This window comes from Pseudomonas sp. FG43 (assembly GCF_057809175.1).
Window position 1 is genome coordinate 136,299 of sequence record NZ_JBMDJL010000010.1, and the last position, 22,411, is coordinate 158,709.

Annotated in this window: 20 protein-coding genes; 10 read left to right on the plus strand and 10 right to left on the minus strand. The window is 56.3% G+C overall.

What is annotated here, in order from left to right; translation table 11 throughout:
* Nucleotides 1-3 precede the first annotated feature (3 nt).
* Together ACODS3_RS14135 and ACODS3_RS14140 are read right to left on the minus strand one after the other, a co-directional pair.
* The gene (locus tag ACODS3_RS14135) at nt 4-687 is read right to left on the minus strand and encodes a glutathione S-transferase family protein (protein ID WP_201019616.1); all 684 of its coding nucleotides are present in this window, start codon (nt 685-687) and stop codon (nt 4-6) included.
* 50 nt (nt 688-737) lie between these two features.
* Nucleotides 738-1,496 (minus strand): SDR family NAD(P)-dependent oxidoreductase, encoded by a 759-nt coding sequence (locus tag ACODS3_RS14140; RefSeq protein WP_201019617.1) that lies wholly within the window; start codon nt 1,494-1,496, stop codon nt 738-740.
* Nucleotides 1,497-1,652: 156 nt separating this feature from the next.
* Between ACODS3_RS14140 and ACODS3_RS14145 the strand changes: the two genes are divergently transcribed.
* A complete protein-coding gene (locus ACODS3_RS14145; RefSeq protein ID WP_201019618.1) occupies nt 1,653-2,552 on the plus strand; it encodes an AraC family transcriptional regulator in 900 nt (299 codons plus the stop codon).
* A gap of 76 nt (nt 2,553-2,628) precedes the next feature.
* On the opposite strand, the gene ACODS3_RS14150 is transcribed toward ACODS3_RS14145, so the two are convergent.
* From ACODS3_RS14150 to ACODS3_RS14165, 4 genes are all read right to left on the minus strand, one after another.
* Nucleotides 2,629-3,390, minus strand: coding sequence for an IclR family transcriptional regulator (locus ACODS3_RS14150; RefSeq protein ID WP_201019619.1), 762 nt, complete (start codon nt 3,388-3,390; stop codon nt 2,629-2,631).
* 111 nt (nt 3,391-3,501) lie between these two features.
* Complete coding sequence (locus ACODS3_RS14155; protein ID WP_201019620.1) at nt 3,502-4,821, minus strand: MFS transporter; 1,320 nt, start codon at nt 4,819-4,821, stop codon at nt 3,502-3,504.
* 116 nt (nt 4,822-4,937) lie between these two features.
* Nucleotides 4,938-6,137 (minus strand): CaiB/BaiF CoA transferase family protein, encoded by a 1,200-nt coding sequence (locus ACODS3_RS14160; protein WP_201019621.1) that lies wholly within the window; start codon nt 6,135-6,137, stop codon nt 4,938-4,940.
* Nucleotides 6,134-7,075 (minus strand): hydroxymethylglutaryl-CoA lyase, encoded by a 942-nt coding sequence (locus ACODS3_RS14165; RefSeq protein WP_489034837.1) that lies wholly within the window; start codon nt 7,073-7,075, stop codon nt 6,134-6,136. The genes ACODS3_RS14160 and ACODS3_RS14165 overlap by 4 nt, the downstream gene beginning before the upstream one ends.
* 354 nt (nt 7,076-7,429) lie before the next feature.
* Here ACODS3_RS14165 and ACODS3_RS14170 point away from each other — a divergent pair, with 354 nt between their 5' ends.
* Nucleotides 7,430-8,356 carry an SMP-30/gluconolactonase/LRE family protein gene (locus tag ACODS3_RS14170; protein ID WP_489034839.1) on the plus strand — a complete coding sequence of 309 codons (927 nt, stop codon included), beginning with the start codon at nt 7,430-7,432 and terminating at the stop codon, nt 8,354-8,356.
* A 106-nt stretch (nt 8,357-8,462) separates the two neighbouring features.
* Nucleotides 8,463-9,749, plus strand: coding sequence for a CitMHS family transporter (locus tag ACODS3_RS14175; RefSeq protein WP_304574059.1), 1,287 nt, complete (start codon nt 8,463-8,465; stop codon nt 9,747-9,749).
* Nucleotides 9,750-9,828: 79 nt separating this feature from the next.
* On the opposite strand, the gene ACODS3_RS14180 is transcribed toward ACODS3_RS14175, so the two are convergent.
* On the minus strand, nt 9,829-10,857 hold the full coding sequence (locus ACODS3_RS14180; RefSeq protein WP_489034841.1) for an AraC family transcriptional regulator: 1,029 nt from the start codon (nt 10,855-10,857) through the stop codon (nt 9,829-9,831).
* Nucleotides 10,858-11,197: 340 nt separating this feature from the next.
* Between ACODS3_RS14180 and ACODS3_RS14185 the strand changes: the two genes are divergently transcribed.
* From ACODS3_RS14185 to ACODS3_RS14210, 6 genes are all read left to right on the plus strand, one after another.
* Nucleotides 11,198-12,451 (plus strand): dienelactone hydrolase family protein, encoded by a 1,254-nt coding sequence (locus ACODS3_RS14185; protein ID WP_201019626.1) that lies wholly within the window; start codon nt 11,198-11,200, stop codon nt 12,449-12,451.
* A 2-nt stretch (nt 12,452-12,453) separates the two neighbouring features.
* Complete coding sequence (locus ACODS3_RS14190; protein WP_489034843.1) at nt 12,454-13,239, plus strand: SDR family oxidoreductase; 786 nt, start codon at nt 12,454-12,456, stop codon at nt 13,237-13,239.
* Between the two features lie 76 nt (nt 13,240-13,315).
* A complete protein-coding gene (locus ACODS3_RS14195) occupies nt 13,316-14,554 on the plus strand; it encodes a styrene monooxygenase/indole monooxygenase family protein (protein ID WP_201002186.1) in 1,239 nt (412 codons plus the stop codon).
* A 26-nt stretch (nt 14,555-14,580) separates the two neighbouring features.
* Nucleotides 14,581-15,123, plus strand: coding sequence for a flavin reductase family protein (locus tag ACODS3_RS14200; RefSeq protein ID WP_489034845.1), 543 nt, complete (start codon nt 14,581-14,583; stop codon nt 15,121-15,123).
* A gap of 396 nt (nt 15,124-15,519) precedes the next feature.
* Nucleotides 15,520-16,440, plus strand: coding sequence for a SphA family protein (locus tag ACODS3_RS14205; RefSeq protein ID WP_489034903.1), 921 nt, complete (start codon nt 15,520-15,522; stop codon nt 16,438-16,440).
* A 127-nt stretch (nt 16,441-16,567) separates the two neighbouring features.
* Complete coding sequence (locus ACODS3_RS14210) at nt 16,568-18,115, plus strand: methyl-accepting chemotaxis protein (protein WP_489034847.1); 1,548 nt, start codon at nt 16,568-16,570, stop codon at nt 18,113-18,115.
* Between the two features lie 66 nt (nt 18,116-18,181).
* Here ACODS3_RS14210 and antC read toward each other — a convergent pair whose 3' ends face one another.
* Genes antC through antA form a run of 3 tightly spaced genes read right to left on the minus strand, consistent with a single transcriptional unit; the run spans nt 18,182 to nt 21,107 of the window.
* Entirely contained in the window at nt 18,182-19,213 is a 1,032-nt protein-coding gene (gene antC / locus ACODS3_RS14215) for an anthranilate 1,2-dioxygenase electron transfer component AntC (protein ID WP_489034849.1), read from the minus strand.
* A gap of 18 nt (nt 19,214-19,231) precedes the next feature.
* Complete coding sequence (gene antB / locus ACODS3_RS14220) at nt 19,232-19,720, minus strand: anthranilate 1,2-dioxygenase small subunit (protein WP_201002193.1); 489 nt, start codon at nt 19,718-19,720, stop codon at nt 19,232-19,234.
* Nucleotide 19,721: 1 nt separating this feature from the next.
* A complete protein-coding gene (antA, locus tag ACODS3_RS14225; protein WP_201019631.1) occupies nt 19,722-21,107 on the minus strand; it encodes an anthranilate 1,2-dioxygenase large subunit in 1,386 nt (461 codons plus the stop codon).
* 228 nt (nt 21,108-21,335) lie between these two features.
* Here antA and ACODS3_RS14230 point away from each other — a divergent pair, with 228 nt between their 5' ends.
* Nucleotides 21,336-22,343: an AraC family transcriptional regulator gene (locus tag ACODS3_RS14230; RefSeq protein ID WP_201019632.1), complete on the plus strand. Its 1,008-nt coding sequence runs from the start codon at nt 21,336-21,338 to the stop codon at nt 22,341-22,343.
* Nucleotides 22,344-22,411: the final 68 nt, after the last annotated feature.

Genomic DNA, 22,411 nt, shown 5'->3' on the forward strand with positions numbered 1-22,411 from the left:
TTTTTAACGAACCGAGCCTGAAAGTATTGCCTGCTGTCTGACAAGGTACTGCTTGAATCGGTCAGCGTAATCGCCTCCTACGGCCGAGATGACGCTTGGCCTGTTTGCCAGTGAAACCCGCCAGGCAGATACACGGGGAAGGTTATCGAAGATCGGCTGGGAGACAACCGGGCTCAGCAAGTCGAAATAACGAAACACAGGGGCAAACACTGCATCGACCATGCCGAACGCTGACCCTGCAAAATACGGCGTTTGATCAAGCTCGCTTTCAAGTCGTTGCAATTTATCTCGAAAGGCCGCTTTTTTGTTCTCAGCAATCGCGAGGTCCTTGGCGTTGAGGAACTGCCAGGCATCGGAGAGCATCGCCACGCCGAATTCTGCCCAGGCGCGCTGGCGCGCACGGGAGAGCGCATCGTTGGAGTAAAGACTGACACCCTCCTGCGTTTCGTTGAGATATTCGCAAATGGCCATGCTCTCGAAGAGTACCGCGTTCGTCCTGTCCGGCAGCGCCACCTTGAGTAACGGCACTTTTCCCGTCGGTGAAAGCGCCAGGAACCAGTCTGGTTTGGCTGCGAGGTCGACATCGATCCTCTCAAAGGGCACATTCTTTTCCAGCAGCACGATAGCCGCTCGCTGAACGAACGGGCACAACGGATGACTGATGAGCGTAAGTTGAGCGTGCGGCATGGTGGTCTCTCGACAGGGGCGGCGATGTGATGGAAGTAATGCTGCTGTGACTAGAGCAATTGCCCGCCAGAAATATCAAAAGTCGTCCCGTTAGCCCAGGCCATGTCATCGGACAGAATGGCGGCAACCGCACCGCCTATATCGTCCGGCAGACCGACACGGCCCAGTGCGATGCCTTGTGCTACGTAGGCGTTCACATCCTTGTTGTCGCGCACGGCACCACCGCCAAAATCGGTTGCGATGGCGCCCGGGGCAATTGCATTCACCCGAATCTGGCGTGAACCAAGTTCTATGGCCATGTAACGGGTCAGTACCTCGACGGCTGCTTTTACCGCCGCATAAATGCTGTATCCCGGCAAAGTGAAGCGCACGAAACCGGACGAAACGTTCAGGATACGACCGCCGTCTTCCATGATCGGTAGCAGCTTCTGCGTCAGAAAAACCGGGCCGCGAAGGTGCGTGGCGACCAGTGAGGCAAACTGGTCCTCGGTCGCGTCAACGAAGTTTGAAAAGAGGCCATTACCGGCATTGTTGACGAGGAAATCGAAGCGCTCGCGGCCGAATCCGGTCTTCAGCGTATCAGTCACCGCGTTTGAAAAAGCCTGATAGCTGGCGGTATCGGTGATATCGAGCGGCAGCATCGCGGCCTTGCCGCCCAGCGCTTCAATCTCTTGCTTCAGCGTCTCGGCTTCTGTTGCACTGCTGCGATAGGTACCGATGATATGAACGCCGCGTTTGGCGAGGTGAAGAGCCATGTTGCGGCCAAGGCCGCGGCTGGCGCCAGTGATGAGTGCGATCTGATTGGTCATGGACTGTCTCTACTAGGTTAGGCGCACCGCTTGGTGCTTTCTGACCTGCTCAAGATAGGCAATGACCTGTTTATAACCCACGCCCGATACGCTCAGTTTATTGCCTGATTGTCTCAATCATCTTGCGTGGTGGCGGGGCATTGGCATAATCGGCCCATGAATAACGATCTTGCACCGCATCTTGATATAGCCCTGCGCCATGCGCCACCGGGTTTGACGATTACACGGATTCCGCGTGTAGACCTCTGCGTCGGGCAAGGTACTACAGACAAGGCACCATGCCTGTATCGATCGATGATCTGCTTCATCCTGCAAGGCTCTAAGCGCGTTTCGATCAACGACAATCTTCTGAACTACGACAGTGAACAATATCTCATCAGCGCCCTGGACCTGCCTTTGAGCGGACAGATTCTTGATGCTGAGGGTGGGCAGCCTTACGTTGCGGTATCGCTCGTACTGGATCCGGCCATACTGGCGGAATTGGCGGCGACCATGCCTGCGGTTCGCGAGAGCGAACAAAAAGGGATTGGCATCACGATAAACCCGATGACCGCGCCGCTGCGCGACACGTTATTGCGCTTATTGTCGTTGCTCGACACGCCTGCCGATATCCCGGTCCTCGGCCCCATGGTCGAACGGGAATTGCTCTATCGTCTCCTGCAGGGGCCACAAGGGCGGCTGCTGCGTCAGATTGCCCAGCCCAATGGCGCACTGGGCAGCATCCGGCGTGCCGTTGCCTGGATCAGGGACAATTACAATACCCGGCTTCGCATCGAAGCCTTGTGTGATGCAAGCGGCATGAGCCGGGCGAGCCTGCATCGTCATTTTCTGTCAATGACAGGTTTCAGCCCGATCCAGTATCAGAAACAGCTCAGATTGCAGGAGGCTCGCCAGCTTTTGCTTGCCGGTGAGCATCGCGCCTCTGACGTGGCGTTCGTTGTCGGCTATGAAAGCGCATCACAGTTCAGCCGCGAATATCTCCGACAATTCGGCGCATCGCCTGCACGCGACGTGCGGGAGATACGGCAGGCTATTGCCACTTCAACAAGGGCGTAAACAGCAGACTTGTCTATGGATTGCAGGCGTTAGCGTTCAGGGGAGGGTGGCTCCCTAAAGACATTATTGGCAGCATTCAATCTGTTGCATTGATAGCGGTGACATAAGTTTCGGCTACTCCGCCCAATGCAGCAGTCGCTTGCGCTGCTTTTCTCAAGACAGTGGAGCGTACGCGCTTGATTTGCTCGGCGTTAAATCGATCTGCCGGCCCAGATAAAGTCAATGCGCCGGCAAGTATGTTTCCAGCGCCAAACACCGGAACAGAAATAGCAGCCGTGTCTGGGTCCCGCTCTCCGAATGAGGCTGCCCAGCACTGCTCGCGGACTGCTTGAAGAGATGGGTCTTTAGCTGCGCCAAATGCTCGGAGGACCTTGCCTGAAGCACCCGCATTGATGGGGAATCGATCCCCTTCATGAATGGAAACACGTACCGACCGTTTCGGTTCAACACGGAGTAAGACGACCCGGCTCGCTCCTTGCGCAACATAAAATGATGAGGTTTCCGCGCATTCCTGAGACAGCGCTTCGAGGATGGGCAGTAGCGCATCACGCAGATTGAAAGAGCCCTGATAAAGCTGGGCGAGACGAAGAGGTTCGTGCCCGATAGCAAATTGACCATCCGCCAACCTGCGTACGAAGCCTCCCCGCTCGAGGGACGTCATCAGGCGCAAGATCGTGCTTTTATACAGACCTGTGCGCCGTGATATTTCTGCCAAGGGCAGGCTGGGGCGATCGGAGTCGAAAGCTGCAAGAATCGCGAAGGCACGATCTACAGCGGCGACACCGCCTGCTGTTGCTTCAGTACTGTCGTCACTTTCTGGGGTGCTGTTGGTAGGCATAGCGTCACTTTTGTTGCTTGAAAAAGGCCTGCCATGAGACAGGTCAACCAGAGTTGCTGTAATCGCAACATAGAGAATCCAGCCTCTGGGCGCAACAGAACACTGTTCTGATCAGGCTTCTCGCATGAACAGCTTGAGCACCAGCGCCATCACGGCAGCGAACAACAGAATGCATCCCATCACCATCAGTCCTGCCGTGAAAGATTGCGTAGTTTCTTTCAGGTAACCCATCAGGTATGGCCCAACAAAACCGCCGAACGCTCCAATCGAGTTGATGAGAGCAATACCACCTGCTGCCGCCTGACCACTCAGGAATTTGGCGGGCAATGTGTAGAAAATGGTTTTGGCCGAAATAGTGCCTACCAGCGCCAGCGTGATACCGATCAGCGCAGGAATCAAAGCGCTCATCTGAAGAGCGAACAGCAGGGCCAGCCCTGCCAGAACCAACGCAATCACAAGGTTCAGAATGCCTTTACCGGTACGGTCTACATGCCTGGCCCAGAACAGCAATCCTATGGTTGAGAAGAAGTAGGGGATGGCTGCAATCCAGCCAATCATGCTCAACTCGACGCCTTGCGCCTTGAGCATTTGTGGCAGCCAGATACCGATCCCGTACGTACCAATCGTGAAGCTGAAAGTGATCGAGCTGAGAATCCATACACGAGGATCCTTGAGCGCACCCTTGAAGGCATGACTCTTCTGAGTCTTGCCCGATTCTGCTGCCAAGAGTGTATCCAGTGCATTACGCTCCTCAGTACTCAGCCACTTGGCTTCGCTTGGCCGGTTGGCGAGTACCTTTAGAGTGATCAGCCCTAGAACGCATGCTGGAAGCCCTTCGATGATGAACATCCACTGCCAGCCGGCCAATCCAAGGATACCGTGCATCTGCAGCAGCCATATAGACAGTGGACCGCCGACCAGAAACGAAATCGGTGTTGCTACGGTAAACCAGGCCAGCACTCGGGTACGGTACTGAAGCGGGAACCACAGTGTCAGGAAGAAGATGACGCCCGGAAAGAACCCTGCCTCAGCCACGCCGAGAATGAAACGAATGATGTAGAAGCTGTAAGGTCCGACGACAAGAGCGGTTGCAGCTGCTGCCAGCCCCCAGGTGATCATGATCCGTGCCATCCAGAGTCTGGCGCCATACCGGTACATGGCGAGATTGCTGGGTACTTCGCACAAGCAGTATCCGACGAACATGATGCCTGCACCCAGCCCGAACTGCGCGGCTGTCAGGCCAAGCTGATCCGTCATTTGCAACGCGGCATAGCCAACGCTCGTACGGTCGAGATAGTTGAAGAAGTAAGCCAGAGCCAGAAGTGGGATCAGCCGCCATGCAGCTTTGCGCAGAGCGCGTTGCTGCAGTTCGGAAAGCTCAAGTGGTTGCGTCAGGGGGGTAGCGTTTGCTGGAGTCGTGACGTTAGCCATGACGGGTTCCTCGATATTGTTCTTATGCAGGGCCAGACGGTGTCGTCAAAGTCGATGCAATGCCAACGCACCGTGGGCATTGCACATTCATTTGCGCCGGTTCTTGTGCTGATCTATCAGGTTTGAATCAAACCGGCGGATGCGAGGTCATCGATTGCAGTACTTTCGTACCCCAACTCGGCCAACAGCTCCCGCGAATGACTGCCGATTTCAGGCACTGACAGTCGTGCGCCAAAGCGCTGACCATCCATTTCAAATGGCAGCATCGGCACTTTTGTGATTTGCCCGTTGCTGAGCGTCAGCTCAGTCAGTCCACCCGACTCATTCAGGTGTTTATCATCGAAGAGATCTTCAGGGCGTTGGATGGGCGAGAAAGGTAGACCGGCCAGTTCGCACAGTGCCATGACGGACGCTTTATCCATTGCCTGGATACGCTCACGCACAATCGGCATGATTCGCTCACGTGCCTGCACACGCTGGTTGTTGAGGGCTAACGAGCCATCATTGGCAAAATCCGGAAAATCGAATGCTTTGCAGAATGCGGCCCATTGGCTGTCGCTCACGACCCCCAGGAATATTTGCTGACCTTCTTCAGCTGTCTCGAAAACGTCATAGATAGCCCAGGCAGAAATGCGGCTAGGCATTGGCGCAGCGGCCGCGCCGGTTACCACTTTTTGCATCATGTGCTGTGCGACCAGGAAAGCGGAGTTTTCGAACAAACCGGTCTGGACAAACTGCCCCTTGCCACTGTCTTTGCGCTGGAGGAGGGCGGCCAATACGGAGATAGCACTGAACATACCGCCCATGACGTCGTTGACTGAAGCTCCTGCGCGCAGTGGACGGCCAACCGGACCGGTCATGTATGCGAGCCCGGTCATCATCTGAACGACCTCGTCCAGCGCTGTCCGTTTTTCATAGGGGCCAGGCAGGAAGCCTTTCATCGAGCTGTAGATGATATCTGGCTTTATCGCTTTGACATCGTCGTAGCCAAGGCCCAGTTTCTCCATGGCACCTGGGCGGAAGTTCTCTGTCACCACATCTGCGGTGGCGATCAGTTTCTTGACCGCTGCCATTCCTTCTTTCGACTTGATGTCGACGGCAAAGCTTTTCTTGTTGCGGTTGTAGGTCAGCCAGTAGCCCGCGCCGGACCCCATCAGGCGCCGGGTGTTGTCACCTTCAGGAACCGGCTCTACCTTGATCACCTCTGCGCCAAGATCTGCAAGCAGCAGGCCACAGGTTGGCCCCATGACCATGTGAACGAACTCAACGACTCGGATGCCGGCAAGTGGCAGTGCTTTCTCCGGGGACTGGCTCATACTGCCTCCTTCGCATAGGTGAAGTTTTTTCCAACGCCGGCATCGGGGATAAAGCCATACAAGGCCTCACCTGGAAGGCCTTGGCGGAGCCACTCGCGTGCAGCGACCAGACGATCAATGTCGACGCCGGTCCGCAAACCCATGGATTCGAGCAGATAAACCAAGTCTTCGGTCACGATGTTGCCTGAGGCCCCTGGAGCGTATGGGCAGCCGCCAATACCGCCCTGCGACGCATCGAAGGTCGTCACGCCAGCCTCGAGCGCCGCTACAACATTGGCCAGGCCTTGACCTCGCGTATTGTGGAAATGCGCGCTTCCAGCCAGGGCTCCAAGCTCATTTTGCAACCGAGTGAAGATTCGACGAACCTGGGCCGGGTTGGCGTAGCCGACTGTGTCTGCAAGCCCGACTTCGTCGACGCCCAACTCAGCCATCTTTACGGCCATGGCGATGCTCTCGTCATCAGTAACCACGCCTTGAATGGTGCAACCGAAAACGGTGGAAAGGCCGGCCTCGATTTGGACCCCTGGGAACTGTTCATTGCGCAGCGCCACCACAGCCTTGACCTCTTCGAAGACCTGAGCGTGCGTTTTACGAACATTGGAAAGGGAATGAGGTTCGCTGACGGAGATCGGCAACGTGATTTTCTGAACCCCAGCATCGAATGCGGCCTGGGCGCCCTTGAGGTTCGGCACCAGCGCGGTGACGAAGAGGCCGGAAATCTTACGAGCGTGAACAACCAGTTCAGCGCAATCGGCCATCTGGGGAAGAAGTTTTGGCGGTACGAACGATCCCACTTCGATCTCACGCAATCCCGACTCGGCCAGTGCTGAGATCCAGCGAAGTTTCAACTCGGTAGGCATGGTCGCCTTGATGCTTTGCAGGCCATCGCGGGGGGCGACTTCACTGACCAATACATCGATATCTGAATCGTGGTGCATGGAGGTTCTCCTCATCGGCTGGAGAGCCTTTGGAACATTCACGCGGCAGGCTATTGGGTAGCGCTGATCCGTATTTTTATGATTGTTCTGTCAGGCAGAATAACGTTCTGTCAAATAGTATCTGCGCCAATTTCTCATGCTGTCAATGCCCGCTCGTTCTTCCAGAAACCCACGAGGAGGAAAAACGCCCGTGAATGAATACGGCTTGACATGTGCCGTTAGATTTTGAAAAAGTGTTCCACAGAAAGAAACAATGTTCTGTCAGGTAGAACGATAAATATAATAATCGCGTACTTGGGTGCTCACTCATCACATAAGATGGGTGCAGTGCTTGCACGCCTTGCGGAGATGCCCATGAGTCTGTATGCCCCTCCCCAGGACCTCCAAACCGAGGTTTTCAGTCGCATGCCCGAGAAATTCTGGCGCGATGGCGATTCGGATTGGGTAAGAGCCAACAAACCCGGCCAGGTCGTAAGTTCCTTCCTTGAAGGCCCGTCATTCGACAAGGCCGGAAATCTCTATGTGACGGACATTCCCTATGGGCGGATTTTCCGAATCTCTCCTGCTGGTGAATGGGAGTTGGTAGTCGAGTACGATGGCTGGCCAAACGGGCTAAAAATCCATGCCGATGGCCGTATCTTTGTCGCGGACTATAAGCGCGGCATCCTGAAACTCGATTCTGTCACCAAGACCATTGAGCCTTTCCTCACCCATCGCCGTAGCGAGGGTTTCAAAGGGGTCAACGACCTGTTCTTCGATCAGGCGGGGTGCCTCTATTTCACTGACCAGGGTCAATCAGGCATGCACGATCCGTCCGGTCGCGTATTCCGATACGACCTGCAGGCGCAGCGGCTGGACTGCCTCATTGATAACGGCCCGAGTCCTAATGGCCTGGTGATGGATCTGAAAGAGCAAGCACTGCTCGTAGCCATGACCCGTGGAAATGCAGTGTGGCGACTACCTATTCAGAAAGACGGCTCTACCTCGAAGGTGGGTATCTTCACCGCCATGGCGGGAGGGGTCAGTGGCGCAGACGGTATGGCTCTGGACGATGAAGGCAATTTGTACGTCTGCGATGCCGGTAACGGCTGCGTCTGGGTATTCGATGCTCATGCCGTGCCGCTGTACCGGATTCGGGCATGCTCGACCGGCAAGACCGTTACCAACCTGGCTTTCGGAGGAGAAGGCAACCGCACGCTTTTCATCACCGAATCGGCTACTGGCCACATTCTGAAAGTGACCCTGCGTCACGCAGGGAAAAAACTCTTCTCTCACGCTTGAGCTGACATAGCCCGGCACGTCTATGCGCGATCGCGTAGGCGTGCGCTCGTCCAGAGGATGAGCACACGAAAGTCTTCACTATAAAACCGATAAAACGAGGGACTTCATGATCACGATCCTGAGCTACACCATGATCATCTGCTTCATGTACCTGATCATGTCAAAGCGGCTCTCTCCGCTGGTGGCATTGATACTGGTACCTGTTGCATTTGCCTGCGCCGCCGGTTTCGCTGGCGAACTGGGCTCTATGATGTTTGATGGCGTGAAGATGCTCGCTCCCACGGGCATCATGCTGACATTCGCCATCCTGTACTTCTGCATGATGACCGATGCAGGACTGTTCAATCCGCTCATCGAAACCGTGGTTAGAGTGGTCAAGGGTGATCCGCTGAAAATCGTGTTAGGCACAGCTGTTCTGGGTGTCTGCGTTGGCCTGGATGGCGATGGGGCAACCACTTACATCATTACGACAGCCGCTCTTTTGCCACTCTACCGCCGGACAGGGATCCGCCCACAAGTCATGGCGACTGTGCTGCTGCTTACGATCGGTGTGATGAACATACTGCCCTGGGCTGGCCCATTCTCCCGCGCCGCCAGCGCCATGCATGTCGACATCACGGAACTATTCATCGAGATGCTGCCTATCATGCTTGCGGGCCTGGCCTGGGTTCTGATGGCGGCCACCATCCTGGGGCGCCAAGAACGCAAAAGACTCGGGGTGGTACAAATTGATCTGGAGCATCTCATGGCCGAACTGGAGCAATCCAGGCTCACCGGCTGGCGATTCATCTTCAGCGTCGTGCTGACTGTCACGTTAATCACCCTGATGATGCTGAATATCATGCCTCTGCCGACGCTGTTCATGATCGCTTTCGGTTTGGGACTCGTCGTCAACTACCCTACGCTTAAAGCGCAGAAGGAGGTCATCGACAAATATGCAGGAAGCGTCCTTTCGGTAACCTTGCTGATCTTCGCCGCTGGCATATTTGTAGGGGTTATGTCGGGTACCGGGATGATCAAGGCCGTCTCTGCAAGCCTTGTACAGATAATTCCGGAGTCGACTGGCCATTTCATGTCGGTCTTCACCGCATTTATCAGCATGCCATTCACCTACATCCTCACCAATGACGCATTCTACTTCGGTATTCTGCCCATCCTGGCTGAGACCGCTGCGCACTATGGTATCGATGGGAAAGAAATGGCCATCGCCGGATTGATTGGGCAGCCTGTTCACCTGTTGAGCCCGTTGGTTGCATCAACCTACTTGCTATGCGGCCTGCTTGACATTGACTACGGAGATAACCAGCGTGCCTCGATTGGCTGGAGTATCGGTACCTGTCTGGTCATGTTCATTGCGGCGGTAGCTTTTGGTTCGATCACTGTTTTAGCCTGAGCCGCGGGTAGATGGTGATTTCTGTCAGGATATCCAGGTGGTACAGGGTTCTTTCCGTATGACACCACGTCCGTGAGCCTCAGCCGCGAAACCTCAGGGTTGTCGACGGCGCCTGGCCGTAGCGCTTTTTATACTCCTGGGCGAACCGGCCCAAATGGGCAAAGCCCCACTTGAAGGCGATGTCGGTGACTGAAACATCCTGGCTTTGGTTGAGCAATTCCTCGTGGGCATGTTCCAGTCGCAGGTTGCGCAGATAAGCCATCGGCGTGGTGCCGCTGAAATCCCGAAACCCGGCAAACAAGGTGCGCACACTGACTCCGGCATGATCGGCCAGTTGCTCGATGCTCAACGGCTCGTGGGCATTGACGCGCATGTACTCTTCAGTACGTTTCACAAAGTACGGCAACGGTGCCTTGGGCTTGCTGGCGCTGTCGATCTGTTCCTTGAGATTGTTCGGTTGTCCGTAGATCAAGGCATTGATCAGCATCGACTCGAATTGCTTGAGCGCCAGCGCGTGGTGCAGCGGATGCTCATCGGCGGTGATGGCATCGACCAGCAGTGTGATCAGATGTAGAAAGTAGCTGCCGCCCGAGGTGTTCAGGTCGAGCATTGGCTGAAATTCCACAGGGCGGTCCAGCGAATGTCCCAGATGCTGCGTACAGTGATACTCGACTTCACTGCGCTCGATGCGCAGCGCCAGTTGCGGCGAGTCGGCATCCCAGCGCATCGACACCGGCAGGTTCGGCGAGATCAGCGATGCATGGCGGGCATCGGAGGTGAAGTCATGCCGACCGCAAATGATCTGTGCGCTGCCGCTGAGCGGCACCTGAATCAGAAAGAAGTCCTCCAGGCGACCAGGATCAATCTGCACCCGTGCACCGTATTCCAGGCGGTTCAATGACAGCCGGCCACGGCTGACATGGTGCATGCGCGCGCTGATCCGCTCGCCTTTATCCGTGCAGCGCAGCTCGTGGTTTTTAAACACGCTGCTGACGCCGTCACGAATGGCGTTCAAGTCGTCAAGCATGAACAACTGGTTACGGGCGGTGAACAGCGGCGACAGTTCAAAGCGACTGCCGCTACGCTCGGCATTGAGATTCTGATTCATAGTCACCTCACTTGCGTGCACGGTTTCAAGGCATTGCGCACCGCAGCGTTACCGAGGTTTTGCAGCATCTGGACAGGCGCTGCAGTTTCTGGATAAGCGGATGGCATGTCTGTTTCTTTTTGCGCCCTCGACGGGGCTTATGCCGTGATACAGCAATAAATACGCCACATTGCCCGGCGTTGGCCCGCTGCTGACTGCCAGCGTTTTTACGCATAGTTGATAAAAGCCACGGCCTGAATTTACTGCATGTCACGGACAGGCTTTGCACTCAGCGGATAGTCGTCGCCGTGTCGGATACTCAATATCGTCTCCAACGTTCCTGCGTTTTTGGAGAGTCGATATGAAAGGTCAGTATGTCAGCGTGCCAGCCGCCAACGGCGGCCAATTCCAGGCTTACCTGGCAACCTCCGTTGACGGGCGCGGCCCGGGTGTAGTGCTGTGCCAGGAAATCTTCGGCGTCAACCTGGCCATGCGCGAAGTGGCGGACTTGCTCGCCGAAGAGGGCTACAGCGTTCTGGTGCCTGATCTTTACTGGCGCCAGCAGCCGGGCGTCCAGTTGGGTTACACCGAAGCGGACTTCGGCCGTGCATATGAGCTTTATCAAGGCTTCGACGAGGCGTTGGGGGTCGAAGACATCCGCGCCAGCCTCAAGGCGTTGGCTGAGCTGCCGCAATGTGCGCCCGGCGCGTTGGGTGTGGTCGGCTACTGTCTGGGCGGCAAGCTGGCCTATCTGGCGGCCTGTCGTCTACCAGAGGTGGCCTGCGCCGTCGGCTATTACGGCGTAGGTATCGAGAACGCCCTGGCTGAAATCGAAGGGCTACAAGGGCGTCTGGTGCTGCACATGGCCGAGCGCGATCAGTTCTGTCCGGCCGAGGCGCGCACCGCAATCCAGCAGGCTTTGCTGAGCAAGCCGGGTGTCGAAATCTATGTCTATCCTGGCGTTGATCACGCCTTCGCCAGACCCCGCGGCGATCATTATCACAATCCATCGGCGCTGTTGGCGCATGACCGCACGATTGCAGCACTGCGTCGCGTGCTTGGCCCGGATTACAACCTTTCCGACTTGTGGGAAGAGCACATTCGGCATGAGTTCGAGACTCGCGATGTGCCAGCGACCATGGCGACCATGGTGGACGAGCCTTACGTCAATCACATCCCGACCATGACCGGTGGCGTGGGTGCCAAGCAACTGAGCCGTTTCTACCAGCATCATTTTGTACACGGCAATCCCAAGGACATGGCCCTGACGCCCTTGTCGCGAACCGTTGGTGCGTCGCAGATCGTCGACGAATTCATCATGACTTTCACCCACGACACTGAGATCGACTGGATGCTGCCCGGTGTTGCTCCGACCGGGCGTTACGTCGAGATCCCGATGCTCGGCGTCGTCAAATTCCGCGGCCCCAAGCTGTATCACGAACACATCTATTGGGATCAGGCTAGCGTGCTGGTGCAGATCGGCCTATTGGACCCTAAAGGCCTGCCGGTCGCAGGTGCTGTCACCGCACACAAATTGCTCGATGAATCGCTGCCTTCCAATACCTTGATGCCGAGCTGGGCGTCCAGCGCAGAGCTGTCTGCGGAGGGGCAATAACCATGACTCGGATAACAGACAAAGTCGCAGTGATCAGTGGTGGTGCGACGCTGATTGGCACCGCAGTGGCGCAGGCCTTGATTGATGCCGGGGCGCGTGTGGCGCTGTTTGATATTGATCATCAGGCAGGCATCAAGGCAGCCGCCGAACTGGGTGAAAACGCAGCTTTCTTCGCTGTGGATGTAACCGATGACGCGCTGCTGGCTGATGCTGTCGAAGCCGTTCGTGGGCGTTTTGGTGGCATTGATCTGCTGATCAACCTGGCCTGTACCTACAGCGATCAGGGCTTTGCTTCCAGTCGTCAGGACTGGTTGCAAGCGCTGGATGTGAACCTTGTGTCGGCGGTGTCCTTGACTCAGGCGGTGCATCAAGACCTCAGGGCGCGCAAGGGTGCGGTCGTCAACTTCACCTCGATTTCCAGCAAATGCGCGCAGACCGGGCGCTGGCTGTATCCGGTGTCCAAGGCAGCCATGTTGCAGTTGACTCGCTGCATGGCCATGGACCTGGCCGCCGACGGCATCCGGGTCAATTCGGTATCACCGGGCTGGACCTGGTCGCGTGTGATTGCCGAGGCCAGTGGCGGCAATCGCCAGAAAGCCGATGCGGTAGCCGCCGACTATCACTTGCTGGGCCGCCTGGGGGATCCGGCCGAAGTCGCCAACGTAGTGGCTTTTCTCTGTTCGCCTGCCGCGAGCTTTGTCACCGGAGCCGATTACGCAGTCGATGGAGGCTACTCGGTGATGGGCCCTGAGCAGAACCGGCCAGCGATTCCGCGCCTGGCCGAATAACTTATGGCACCTCTGAACACCCGTTCGGAAGGTGCCGAATGCTGCAGTTGTAACCGTCGATAACCAGGAGATGACAATGCGTAGAATCGCTATCGTTGGCGCCGGCCAGGCTGGCCTGCAACTCGCTCTGGGCCTGCTTGCCCAGGGCTATCATGTGACCCTGACCACCAATCGCACGGGTGAGGACATTCGCAATGGCAAAGTAATGTCCAGCCAATGCATGTTCAACGCCGCGCTGCAAAGCGAGCGTGATCTGGGCCTGAATTTCTGGGAAGACCAGTGCCCGGCTGTCGAGGGCATCGGCCTGACCGTGACTGACCCGCAAAGCCCCGGTGAAGCCTTGTTCGGCTGGAGCACGCGGCTGGATCGTTACGCTCAATCCGTTGACCAGCGCCTTAAAATGCCGGTGTGGCTTGAAGAAGTCGCCAAACGTGGCGGCGAAGTAGTGTTTCAGGATGTGGGCATCGCTGAACTGGAACAACTCTCCAGCAGCCACGACCTTGTGTTGCTGGCGGCAGGCAAGGGCGAAATCGTCAACCAGTTCGAGAAAGACCTTGAGCGCACTCAGTTCCAGCAGCCGCAACGTGCGCTGGCACTGACTTACGTCAAAGGCATGCAGCCGATGACACCGTTTTCCCGGGTCAGCTTCAACCTGATTCCAGGTGTTGGCGAATACTTCGTGTTCCCGTGCCTGACAACCACTGGCCCGTGCGAAATCATGGTCTTTGAAGGTGTGCCGGGTGGTCCGATGGACTGCTGGCAAGGCATTCAGTCGCCTGAGCAGCATCTGGAAAAAAGCCTGGAACTGATCAAGCGTTATGCACCTTGGGAAGCCGAACGGTGTGGGTCGGTGCAACTGACTGACGACAAGGGTTTCCTGTCGGGTCGCTTCACACCGATGGTGCGCAAGCCGGTGCTGACCTTGCCCTCCGGTAACAAAGTGTTTGGCATGGCCGATGCGCTGGTGGTCAATGATCCGATCACGGGGCAGGGCTCAAACAACGCGGCCAAGTGCAGCAAGGTGTATCTGGACGCGATTCTCGGCCGTGGCGCGCAAGCCTTCAGCCCGGACTGGATGCAGGACACTTTCGAGACCTACTGGAGCTATGCGCAACACGTGGTCAAGTGGACCAACAGCTTGCTCACTCCGCCACCGCAACACGTCCTGGAGTTGCTCGGCGCTGCCAGTCAATCCAGGCCACTGGCCTCGGCCATCGTCAATGGCTTCGATGACCCGCGCAACTTTGCGCCGTGGTGGTTCGATGCCCAATCGTGCCAGGCCTTCATCCAGGAAAAAAGCCGTCAGGCTGCCTGAATCGCCCACAGAGCGAGGAGTTGATCATGAATGCATTTACCAGCCAGTCCCTGCAGTACGAACTTACTGAAGCCGCGGGCAGCGACCCGCGTGAACTGCGTAACCTGCTCGGTCAGTTTGCTACCGGCGTCACTGTCATCACTACACGCACTGCAGATGGTCGCAATGTCGGGATGACTGCCAACTCGTTTTCGTCGGTGTCCCTCGATCCGCCACTGGTGTTGTGGAGTATTTCCCGAAACGCACCGAGCCTGCGTGACTACCAGACGTGTGAGCATTTTGCGATCAATGTGCTGGGTGCCGATCAGCATGATATTTCCGGACGTTTTGCTCGTCCCGCACCCGACAAGTTTGCCGGTGTGGCTTTCACCCATGCCGACTGTGGCGTGCCATTGCTCGACGGGGTAATTGCCACGCTGGTGTGCCGCAATGTCACGCAATACGAAGGCGGCGATCACCTGATCTTTATCGGGAAAATCGAGCACTATCGGCACGGTGCAGGCGAGCCATTGGTGTTTCATGGTGGTCAATACCGGGTTGCTGCCGAACACCCCGGGCTCAATCGTTGAAACAGTGCGTTGGCTGTTCAAAATAATAGTTGCTGTGAAAGCAGTGCATTTTTACTTGGATACTTTGCATTGAATGCAATCAATGTTTGTCCACGTTCCAGGGTGTAAGTTTTTTGCATTAAATGGATAAGTCGCGCAGTCAGTGGATCGCTGTGTGCTGCGCGAGTTGTCATGCTCCGACAGGCCGAACAATAAAAACAAACCAGCACAGGATTCAAGTTATCTGCCGAGTCTATCAGGGGGGTATTGGTTATCGCAGAGTGTCTGTCATCACAGTATTCAATGTGCCTCGTGTACTGGAAGTTGTGATGCAGGTCGTGCGGTTTATTGATACGCCGGCATTAGTCTTGATTCGAGGAGGGGAACATGATGAAAAGAACAACAACATGGTTGTCGATGTGGGCGCTGGGCAGCGGCTTGTTAAGCGTGAGCACGGCGCAGGCTTACGACTTGCCGGTGGTGAATCTTGGCTTGACCAGCTTTCTTGACGGTGGTGTACCGGCGGGTTCCGGTTGGTACTTTCAAGAGTACTTCCAGAACTACAGCGCCAATCGTCTGCGCGATGAAAACGGCAAGGCACTGGGGTTGCCCAAACAGACCCTGGACTATCAGGTGGCCGTGACCCAGATTACTTATCTGTCGGATGTGCGCGTGGGCAATGCGAGCCTGGGCATGAATGCCTTGTTGCCCTTCGTGACGCGCATGGACGTGGATGATGGTCTGAATAACGCGGCACTCAAGGCACAGAGCGGCTTGGGCGATCTGCTGTTGGGACCGATGATTCAGTTCGACCCGATCATGGGCCCGGATGGGCCGCGCTTTGTACACCGTATCGAGTTGCAGGTGAATTTGCCGACCGGAGAATACGACAGCAAGCATGACATCAACCCCGGCAACAATGCCTGGTCGTTTGATCCGTACTGGGCCGCGACTTACTGGTTTACACCGAAGTGGACAGCCTCGCTGCGAGCACATTATCTGTACAACGGCAAAAATGACGATCCGGGTCCGGGGTTTGCCGGGGCTGACGATATTCAGGCCGGACAGGCATTGCATGCCAACTTCGCGACAGAATACGCCGTCACTCCGCAATTGCGTCTGGGTATGAACGGTTATTGGTTGAAGCAAATCACCGACACTAAAGCTGACGGTCATGATGTATCCGGGCGTCGTGAGAAAGTGTGGGCGATCGGGCCAGGTGCCATGTACAGTTTTTCCAAGGATGACCATGTTTTTGTGAACGCCTACTTTGAGCAGGATGTAGAAAACAGGCCGGATGGCAGTCGGATACAGATACGTTATGTTCATCACTTTTAGAACCGGGTTAGTCTTTTAGCTCCTTGGCTTTAATAACTTTGGTCTTGAGCTTGCCCGCGAAGACAGTGTGAACATCATTCACGCTGTCTTTCGTGGGCAGGCTTTTTTTGTCAGGGGAATATGTATTATGTCTGCCACCTCTACACACTCTACTGTTGCGCCGCTGATATGCCGTACCGATCTTCGTGGCCTTATAACGTTTGGCAGCGATGCTTTTGTTTCCTTGAGCGGATATTCCGCGACAGAGTTATTGTGTCAGCCTTGCGTGCTGTTGAAACACCCGGACATGCCGGCGCAGATATTCGACAGCCTGTGGTCGACCCTGAAGCAAGGCAAACCCTGGATGGGGCTGTTGAAGAATCGCCGCAAGGACGGTTCGGCCTACTGGCTGAGTGCCTATGTCAAACCCATCTTTGGTAACGAGGGTATTCAGGCCTATGGCGCTGTGTACAGCACGCCGACGGATGTGCAGCGTCTGCGTGCGGAAAAACTCTACACCGGTCTTAAAGGCAGCTCTTCGTCGCTCGGTGCAGGACAACGGGTCGCAGCGCTGTTGAGTAGCACGCTGCCTGCATTGCCTGTGGGGCTGCTGGCCGGTGCCGGTGCCTGGCAACTGGATGGTTTCGCTGCGCAGGCCGGGTTGATCGTCGCCGCAGTGGCGGCGATGGGCGTTATACAGCAGTGGCGTCAGGCTCGGGCGTTCCAGCGTGTACTGACAGCTCATCATAAGTCCTTCGCGGATCCACTATTGGCCAGGGTCTTCAGCGGCGAATCAGGCACTGCCGGACTGCTGGGTCTGGCGCTTCTGGCCGAACAGAGTCGATTGCAAAGTGCCTTGTCGCGGATCGGCAGTACCGGCAGCGTGGTAGAGCAGCGCATCAATGAGCTGGGGCAACTGATCCAGGCGGAAACCCATCGTCTGGAGCGCCAGCGCGACGAGACGGATCTGTCGGTGACGGCGCTGGCCGAGCTGGGCGCGACCATTCAGGAAGTTAGCGGCAATGTGCAGGAAACCAATCTGGCCACTCAGGAAGCCTTGCGCCTGGCCAGCCACGGTGAACAGCTGTCGGAGAAAAGTCTCGGCGCGATGCAGCAATTGAGTTCGTCTGTTGATCACATCGCGCTGGCGGTCGAGCAGTTGGCTCACTCGACGGAATCGATTGGCAATATCACCGAGATCATCAGCGCGATTGCCGGGCAGACCAACCTGCTGGCATTGAACGCGGCCATTGAAGCGGCACGGGCAGGCGAAGCGGGGCCCGGTTTCAGTGTGGTAGCTGATGAAGTGCGGCATCTGGCAACACGCACGCAAGAGGCAACCCGGCAGATCCAGCCATTACTGCTGCAATTGCGTACCGCCACCGAGCGCACAGTGCAATTGACCGACGAAGGCCGCGAGTTCGCCCGTCACAGCACCCGTGAAGTCGAGTCGGTGCAAGGTAATCTTGCCGGGGTCAATGCTTCACTGGGGCAGATATCCGGGATGAGTGAGCAAATCGCATCTGCCATGCAGCAACAGTCACAGGTCGTGGAAAGCCTTTCGCAGCAAGTGCTACAGGTTGCACAGCTATCGACACAAAGCGTCGACAAGGCTCTGGATGGGCAGCGCATCAGCAGCGATATCCAGGACCAGGCCGTTGCATTGAGGCATTTGGCAGAGCGTTTTGATCGTTGAGATGTTTGTTATTGAAAGGAGATAGCGGCTCAAACCGCTACCTCCTTGTTGATGTGCCAGAGGTTGTTACTGGCGGGAGTTACTCTCGATGAACTTCTCGTAATACATCTGGAAGTTATCGATCTGTTGTTCTGTGAACCAGGTGCGGACTGCTTCGACCATGGGCGGCGGGCCGCACAGGTAGATGTCGAAGGGGGCGCTCTGCAAGGCCTGGCGATCAAAGTGATCGGGAATCCAGCCGGTCTTGCCTTGCCATTCCGGAGACGGTCTGGACACCACCAACTGGTAATCAAAACCCTCGATGTGGTCCCGGTACTCGGCCAGACGCGGCAGCTCACACAAGTCGTTGTCCTGGGTGACGCCGTAGAACAGTTGAATGGGCTGCTCACAACCGCCTTGTTCAGCGATCGTGTCCAGCATTCCGAGAAACGCCGACAAGCCGGTGCCGCCTGCAATCATCACCAGCGGGCGTGTGATCTGGCGCATGTAGAAGCTGCCCAGTGGCGCTTCAAGTTCGATGCCTTGCCCCGGTGCGCAGCGCTGGCGGATGAAGTTGCTCATGACCCCGTCAGGCAGCAGGCGAATCAGGAACTGCAATTGATTGGCCGGGTTGGGCCGGTTGGCGAACGAGTACGAGCGCCATTCATCCGTGCCCGGCACATGCAGGCGTGCGTACTGGCCGGGCAGGAAGTCCAGCTGTCGCGGGTGCGACCCTGCATCAATGTGCAGAATCGCCGTGGTCGCCGATACCTGCTCGACCTGAGTCACCGTAGCCTGCAGCAATTGCGTGCCGCCAGCATTGCACAGGCTTGAGTCGAAGTCGAAATAGAATGACGCATCCGACTGCACACGGGTCTGGCAGGAGAGCATTTTGCGTTGGGCCAGATCGTGCTCGCTGAGCGCCTCGTCATCGACATAATCCTGAGTGTACTGGCCGGATTCGCAGCGCCCCTGGCAGGTCCCGCAGACGCCTTCGCGGCAGTCCAGCGGGATATTCACCCCGTTGCGCAGAGCGGCATCGAGCAACAGTTCATTGGGCTTGATCTCAAAAAACGAGGTCTTGCCGTCGGCGAAGCTGAAAGCAACTTTATGATTCATGACAGCCTGCTCCGCAGCTCAGAGGTGGTAGAAATCAAGCACTGAGTTGATGGTGTCGTTGAGCAACACAATATGTTTCCGGGTGATCTTCCAGCTGTCGGCGGTGGCTTTGAGGTGGTATGTCACGTGACCGTAAAACTGCTCGGACAACCCTTGTCGGGTGTACAGCGTGACCCAGGCCGCCTTGACCTGGAGCTGGCCGTCAGGCAACTCACTGATCCGCACATTGCTGATCTGGTGCAGCGTTCTAGGCATTGGCGTCGACGCTGCGGACTTGCCGGTGCGAAGGCGAAAGACCCGGTCTTCGAGCCCTGAACGATTAGAGTAATAGATCAGCGACATGCCACGTTTAGGGTCGGTGGTGTAGACATGCTCCGACTCCCATTGCGGCAGATGGAATTCACTCTGCTCATCAAACAGAGCGATGTAGGCATCCCAATCCTGCTGGTCACACAGCTCGGCCTTGCGATACAGAAACTGTTCTACAGCGTGTTGCAGTGCGCTCATGTCACACCTCCTTCAACTTCAGGGCTTTTTGTTCCAGGCCTTGCAAGAGGAAGCGCTGCCAGGATCCGTGTTGATTGATGTACAGGCCTTCATGGGTGAACTCGGTGCCGGTCAGCACCGGCTTGATACCCAGTGCCTCGCTGTTCGGCGTTGGGCCTTCGACCCATTTTCCGCTGCCGCGAGAGACTTCGTTCCAGCGTTCCAGACGTGCCTGGAAACCCCGCTGGGCTTCACGGAATTCCACCAGGTCATCGGGCGTGCCCATGCCGGACACGTTGAAGAAGTCTTCGAACTGGCGAATGCGGTTTTCCCGGTCAGCGTCGGATTCGCCTTTGACGCCGATGCACTGGCTGACGATTTCAGTCTTGTTCCAGGCCACCGGCCGCACGATGCGCAACTGTGAGCTGATCTGATCCATGAAGAACAGGCTGGGGTAGATATTCAGGTTGCGCAGCCGATGCATCATCCATTCGGCTTGCTGCTGGCCATACTCTTGCACCAGGCGCGGCATGACCGTGGCATAACCGGCGCGCACGGTCGGGTTGGGCATGTCGCTGAACAGCAGGCTGTGGCCGTTCTTGAACGAGAACCAGCCGTCGTCGGTTTCAGCATCGCCTGCGCCCAGCTTGCTGTAGTCCAGTGTGCTGGAGCCGCCGCCATTGGCTGCGTTGACTTGCTGACGATGCTGTACGGTGGACACGTAGTTGTAATGCACGGTACTGACGTGATAACCGTCCAGCCCATTTTCGTGTTGCAGTTTCCAGTTGCCGTCGTAGCTGTAAGTCGATTTGCCCGGCAGGATTTCCAGTTCACCGGTAGGGGACTGCGCGACCATCATGTCGAAGAAGATTTTTGCGTCGCCCAAATAGTCTTCCAGGCTGTTGCTGGCATTCACGTCAAGGCTGATGAAGACAAAACCTTTGTAGCTCTCGATCCGGGCTTTTTTAAGGCCACGGGTGGCTTTGTCAAAATCTTCCGGGTATTCCCCCGGTGCCTTGACCTTGACCAGGCGCCCGTCGCTTTTGTAGCACCAGGCGTGGAACGGACAGGTGAATGTCGACTGATTGCCCTTGCTGACCCGCGTCAGGGTTGCACCCCGGTGCTGACAGGCATTGATCAGTGCATGCAACTGATTGTTCGTGTCGCGGGTAATGATCATCGGCTGACGACCTGCACGCAGGGTCAGGAAATCATTTGGCTTGGCGATTTCACTTTCGTGGCAGGCGTAGATCCAGTTCTTCTCGAAGATCAGTTCCATCTCCAGGTCGAACAGTTCCGGCTCGGTAAACATGTCTCGTGCCACACGATAAATGCCTTCTGCCGGCCGAAAATCCAGACACCCCTGAATATAGTCCTGCCACTGCGCAATGCTCTTTGTGCTGTTCATCAGGTAGACCCTTTTCTAGTGTTAGGCTCATACCGATTGAAAGCATTTCCGGCACATTCATCTATCCGGATTCGTGGTGATATCTGTCCACTTTTTTACAGGCCCGAGCGCGTTCTGCCGGCCGATTTCTTTTATGCGTTTTTCTGCTCATTTCTGCACGATGCGGATAGTTGCCGGGTGCCGCGCTCATTAGGCTGAAAGCTAATCGGCAAGTCGTGTGGTGTTGTGATGAACCTGCAAACTCATGTACGGAGCGAAGACCCGTTTCAAGGCATTCATGCGGCGTGCAATGACGCGCAGAGTGCCCAGGCGTGGATGGCCAATATTTGCGGACCGCACGGGCTCAAGGTGTCTGCACCGCAACGTTTGAACTTCCAGCATGCGGGCAATGTGCTGAAGTCCATGTCCACAGTGATTGGCTGTATCGAATACGGCACGGATGTGACCATTGATATCGATGCGTCGGCGCTGTGCAGTTACAGCATCAGCCTGCCACTCAACGGTCAGCAGGCGTTGCGTCGCCCGGAAGGCTTGTTGCTCTCTGACAGCCTGACCGGTCTGATCGTGTCGCCACATGCTCAGCAAGAGCTGTCTATCGCCGGTGACTGTCGCAAGATCCAGGTCGCAATCAAATGTGCAGCCATGCGCCAGGTGCTGGAGGAAATGCTGCAGCGCTCGGTCGATGCACCGGTTGTGTTTGACGCACAGATCAGCACTCACGATGGCAGCACAGCCGCCTGGTGGCGCTGGGTAAAGCATCTGCTGGCGGAAATGGAGCAGTCCCGGGACTTTTTCGCGCATCTGTCCATGGTGCGCGATATCGAGCGGGCCTTGATAAAAGGCCTGTTGTTGTCACAGCCCAATAATTATTCGTGCGAATTGCTGAGTCTGTCTCAAGCGCGCTGTCCTGAATATCTGTCCAGGGCCAAACAGTTCATCCATCAACACGCCGACGAAGGCATCACGCTGGAAGATATTGAGCACGCGGCGGGTATATCGCGCTTCAAGTTGTCATCGGACTTCAAGAAGCATTTCGGCATTTCACCGCTGTGCTACTTGAAGCGTTATCGACTTGAAGCCGTCAGACGGGCGCTGTTGGAGGAGGGCTGTAACCAGAATATTTCTGCCGTTGCCATGCGCTGGGGATTCAATCATCTGGGGCGCTTCTCATCGGACTATAAAAAGTTGTTCCTGGAAATGCCGTCGACCACCGTTGAGCGTCGACGGCTGTATTGATTGAGTTCAGGAATCAAGTTTTATCGCTCGTTAAAGAGGGCGATAGCAGCCTCGGAACACTAATAACT

Bases quoted from the DNA above. Each gene is read 5' to 3' on its own strand.
- ACODS3_RS14200 (WP_489034845.1), top strand. From the start codon at position 14,581: ATGAATGCATTTACCAGCCAGTCCCTGCAGTACGAACTTACTGAAGCC.
- ACODS3_RS14165 (WP_489034837.1), bottom strand. From the start codon at position 7,075: ATGCACCACGATTCAGATATCGATGTATTGGTCAGTGAAGTCGCCCCC.
- ACODS3_RS14155 (WP_201019620.1), bottom strand. From the start codon at position 4,821: ATGGCTAACGTCACGACTCCAGCAAACGCTACCCCCCTGACGCAACCA.
- ACODS3_RS14175 (WP_304574059.1), top strand. From the start codon at position 8,463: ATGATCACGATCCTGAGCTACACCATGATCATCTGCTTCATGTACCTG.
- ACODS3_RS14210 (WP_489034847.1), top strand. From the start codon at position 16,568: ATGTCTGCCACCTCTACACACTCTACTGTTGCGCCGCTGATATGCCGT.
- ACODS3_RS14150 (WP_201019619.1), bottom strand. From the start codon at position 3,390: ATGCCTACCAACAGCACCCCAGAAAGTGACGACAGTACTGAAGCAACA.
- ACODS3_RS14145 (WP_201019618.1), top strand. From the start codon at position 1,653: ATGAATAACGATCTTGCACCGCATCTTGATATAGCCCTGCGCCATGCG.
- ACODS3_RS14180 (WP_489034841.1), bottom strand. From the start codon at position 10,857: ATGAATCAGAATCTCAATGCCGAGCGTAGCGGCAGTCGCTTTGAACTG.
- ACODS3_RS14185 (WP_201019626.1), top strand. From the start codon at position 11,198: ATGAAAGGTCAGTATGTCAGCGTGCCAGCCGCCAACGGCGGCCAATTC.
- ACODS3_RS14230 (WP_201019632.1), top strand. From the start codon at position 21,336: ATGAACCTGCAAACTCATGTACGGAGCGAAGACCCGTTTCAAGGCATT.
- ACODS3_RS14140 (WP_201019617.1), bottom strand. From the start codon at position 1,496: ATGACCAATCAGATCGCACTCATCACTGGCGCCAGCCGCGGCCTTGGC.
- ACODS3_RS14205 (WP_489034903.1), top strand. From the start codon at position 15,520: ATGTGGGCGCTGGGCAGCGGCTTGTTAAGCGTGAGCACGGCGCAGGCT.
- antB (WP_201002193.1), bottom strand. From the start codon at position 19,720: ATGAGCGCACTGCAACACGCTGTAGAACAGTTTCTGTATCGCAAGGCC.
- antA (WP_201019631.1), bottom strand. From the start codon at position 21,107: ATGAACAGCACAAAGAGCATTGCGCAGTGGCAGGACTATATTCAGGGG.
- antC (WP_489034849.1), bottom strand. From the start codon at position 19,213: ATGAATCATAAAGTTGCTTTCAGCTTCGCCGACGGCAAGACCTCGTTT.
- ACODS3_RS14160 (WP_201019621.1), bottom strand. From the start codon at position 6,137: ATGAGCCAGTCCCCGGAGAAAGCACTGCCACTTGCCGGCATCCGAGTC.
- ACODS3_RS14195 (WP_201002186.1), top strand. From the start codon at position 13,316: ATGCGTAGAATCGCTATCGTTGGCGCCGGCCAGGCTGGCCTGCAACTC.
- ACODS3_RS14135 (WP_201019616.1), bottom strand. From the start codon at position 687: ATGCCGCACGCTCAACTTACGCTCATCAGTCATCCGTTGTGCCCGTTC.
- ACODS3_RS14170 (WP_489034839.1), top strand. From the start codon at position 7,430: ATGAGTCTGTATGCCCCTCCCCAGGACCTCCAAACCGAGGTTTTCAGT.
- ACODS3_RS14190 (WP_489034843.1), top strand. From the start codon at position 12,454: ATGACTCGGATAACAGACAAAGTCGCAGTGATCAGTGGTGGTGCGACG.